We start from the raw sequence: 2,316 nt of genomic DNA, 5'->3' as shown, positions 1-2,316 counted from the left end.
GCCCGCGCGCGGGCCACCTCGCCGGGGTCCTGCCCGACGGCGCCCGCGAGCAGTCCGTCGAGCTGGAGGGCGATGTTCTTGAGGTTCACCACGGTGTTGCCGTCGGCGAAGTTGGAGATGGCGAAGTCGCGCAGGACCTTCTGGAAGATGCCGTGCCGGGGGTGGCCCCGCAGGTAGTAGCGGGCGCCGAGGACGGTGGTCAGCCGGGCGAGGGTCTCCTCCAGCAGGGTCGGTACGAAGTACTTGACCACGGACGACCAGACGCTGGCCTGGGCGGGGGCGAGCTGGAGGGAACGCACGGCGCCGGTGGTGAGCGCGTCCGCGATCAGCAGCTCGGCGAAGCTCTCGGCGAGCTGCCGCCGGGAGTACGGCACCTCGGCGACCGTGCCGCCGAAGATGACCCGGCGTCCGGCGAAGTCGAGGGTGCTGCGCAGCGCGGTGTCGACGCAGGCCATCGCGATGCTGGCGATGGCGATGCGGGCCAGCTGGCTGCTCTTCAGGGCGATCTCGAGGCCCTGTCCGGCCCGTCCGACCAGCGCCGAGTCGGGCACGAAGCAGTCGGTGAGGCGGACGCCGCTCATGTCCAGGCCGCGCAGACCGTGCAGCGGCTCGTCCGGCAGGTGGGCCAGCTGTCCGGGCGGCACGCAGTCCTTCTCGACGGCGAAGATCGAGTAGCCGCCGGGGCCGCCCTTGTCGGACGTGCGGGCGTGGACCATGACGGTGCAGGCGACGGTGGCGTTGCCGATGGTCCACTTCTCGCCGTTCAGCAGCCAGCCGCCGTCGGTGCGGCGGGCGGTGGTCTCGTTGGCGAGGACGTCGCTGCCGTGGCGGCGCTCGGACAGGCCCCAGGCGAGTTTGCGGCCGCCGCGGATCGCGTCGGCGAAGTGCTGGCGCTGTTCGGGGCTGCCCGCGATCCACACCGGCATGTAGCTGAGGCTGGTGAGCACCATCGCGGTGGCGGAGGTGGGGTCGCGGCGGCCGACCAGCCGGTACAGGTTGAAGCCGTCCTCGACGTTGACGGCCTTGCCGCCGTTGGCGGCGGGCACGATCCAGTCGTACAGGCCCCAGGAGGCGAGCACGTCGACGAACTCGTGCGGATACCGCTGGTCCTCGTCGGCCGCGAGGATCCGCGGGTACGGCATGAGGGCCCCGGCGTCCCACGGGTCGCCCAGGTACTCCTCCAGGTCGGCCATGAGCGCGATCAGGTCGGTCATGTCGTCTCGTCCCCCTCCTCGGGCTCCTCGGTTCCCGGCCCGTCGGCGAGCGGGACCGGAAGCGCGGTGAACAGCAGCCGGGCGTCGTCGAGCCGGGCGAGCGCCCGTCCGGCGGGCAGCACGTCGGGCGCCGCCTGGCGGGGCGCGCGGCCCTCGGCGTGCGCGAGCAGCACGGCCAGTACGGCGGTGAGCCAGCCGGCGCCGCCGGGTTCCTCGCCGTACAGGCCGCGCTCGGGGTGCGCCCGCCAGGCGAGGGCCGCCGCGGCGGCCGGGTGGAGCAGGCAGAGGCGCTCGGCCAGGTCGAGCTGCCGGACCGCGGCGGCCGGGTCGCCCCGGTCCAGGCCGGCCGCCGCGGCGGCGGTGCGCTCCAGCGCCGCCCGCACGTGCCGCACCAGCACCGCGGCCCGCTCCGCCCCGCGCGCGGCGAGGCGGGCCTCGATCTCGTCGGCGTGCGCCGCGAAGCCGAGCAGCACCAGGTCGCGAGGGCGGGCGCCCAGGTCGAGGGCGGCGGGGTCGAGGTCCGGGAGCGGATCGCCGTAGGCGAGCAGCGGGCCGAGGGCGCGGTCGCCGGGGTCGGGTGGTTCCCGCAGCAGACCGGCGTAGCCGGGCAGCGGGGTGGCGACCGCGCGCAGCACCCCGAAAGGGCTGGTGTCGATGGACTCGACGACCGCGTTGTCCCGCTGCGCCTTGTCCACGACGGCTCCGGGCCCGTGTGCCAGGACGCCTCGCGCGCCCAGCAGGGCGCGGGCGCGGGCGATGGCGGAGGCGGTGAGGCGGGTGGCGGCGCGCTTGACCACGGAGGAGTACAGGCCGAAGGTGCCGGGCGCGAGGTGGGCGTGGCGGGCGGCGGTCAGCGAGCTGAGGTCGGCCGCCATCAGCTCGGCGGCGGCCAGGGCGAGTTCGCGGGCACCGTGGCCGGTCTCGGCGACCGGAACCCCGCCGGTGCGGCGGGCGCGGGTGAAGCGCAGGGCGGTGCGCAGGGCGGTGTCGGCGGTGGCGAGGCAGGCGGCCGTGGAGAGCAGCCGGACCAGCTGCTGGGCGCGCATCGCCGCCGCGAGGCCGCCGCCGACGGGGCCGAGCACGGCGGTCTCCGGCACCGGGA

At 75.8% G+C, this 2,316-nt stretch carries 2 protein-coding genes; both read right to left on the bottom strand.

Going from position 1 to position 2,316, the window contains the following annotated elements; translation table 11 throughout:
• Positions 1–1,214 (bottom strand): acyl-CoA dehydrogenase family protein (locus tag CCN42_RS38275; RefSeq protein WP_086741835.1); only part of this gene is annotated, 1,214 nt, incomplete at its 3' end.
• On the bottom strand, positions 1,211–2,316 hold a 1,106-nt coding region (locus CCN42_RS38270; RefSeq protein WP_281259569.1), incomplete at its 5' end, for an acyl-CoA dehydrogenase family protein. The genes CCN42_RS38270 and CCN42_RS38275, both read right to left, overlap by 4 nt.

This window comes from Streptomyces glaucescens, assembly GCF_002154375.1.
GTDB classification, from domain to species: Bacteria; Actinomycetota; Actinomycetes; order Streptomycetales; family Streptomycetaceae; genus Streptomyces; species Streptomyces glaucescens.
Note: the sequence above shows the minus strand (reverse complement) of the source record. Positions and strands in the feature narration are given on the sequence as shown.